General features: G+C 38.7%; 1 protein-coding gene. It reads left to right on the top strand.

Translation table 11 applies throughout. The annotated features are described in order from the left end of the window. Nucleotides 1-675: transposase (locus LB941_RS12315; protein ID WP_253362274.1), on the top strand; the 675-nt coding region annotated here is incomplete at both ends.

The following is a 675-nucleotide window of genomic DNA, read 5'->3' as shown; positions in this document are numbered from 1 at the left end:
CAAGATTATTATAACATAAATCAAACCACTTTGAGTATCGCTTTAGATTATATTCCGGCAGAAAATCATCCTGCACGTTACATTAACCAATTAGTCGAAAACTTAAAACTTAAATATAATTACCAGTTTGGGCGACCACGAGAATACAATCTTAGCGCAATGTTAAAACTGGTTCTTTTAGCGTACAGTTACGGTATTTTCAGTAGTCGTAAGATTGAACGATTCGCTCGTGAAAATAAGCCCGCTGGTTGGTTAATTGCCGATCAAGTGCCATCTTACCGAACAATCTGTCGCTTTAGAATTTCCGCTGAATTAACTGATTTGACGACCGATAGTTTATCACAAATGACACAGTATCTTCGGCAAAATGGCCTAATTGACGATGTTTCTTTCATTGATGGGACTAAGATCCTAGCCGACGCAAACAAGTATAGTTTTGTGTGGAAGAAAAATACTATTCGCTTTGATAAGATGAATCGTGAAAAACTCGTTACGTTATTAGGTGAACTGCATGAAGCTAAAGTTGTCGGTGAAGTTCCTGCAGGTTCAGAGTTAACGCCAGAATTGTTAGATGTGATGATCAGCAAGGTTGAAGATCACTTAGTTGACTTAAATGAGACGATTGTAGCGACTCAGAAAGTGTCTCCAAATCCGGTTAAACAACAACGCCGGACC

Origin of the sequence: Ligilactobacillus ubinensis, assembly GCF_024160875.1 — a bacterium.
GTDB classification, from domain to species: domain Bacteria; phylum Bacillota; class Bacilli; order Lactobacillales; family Lactobacillaceae; genus Ligilactobacillus; species Ligilactobacillus ubinensis.
The sequence above is the reverse complement of the archived record's forward strand: the minus strand, read 5'-3'. Positions and strand labels throughout refer to the sequence as shown.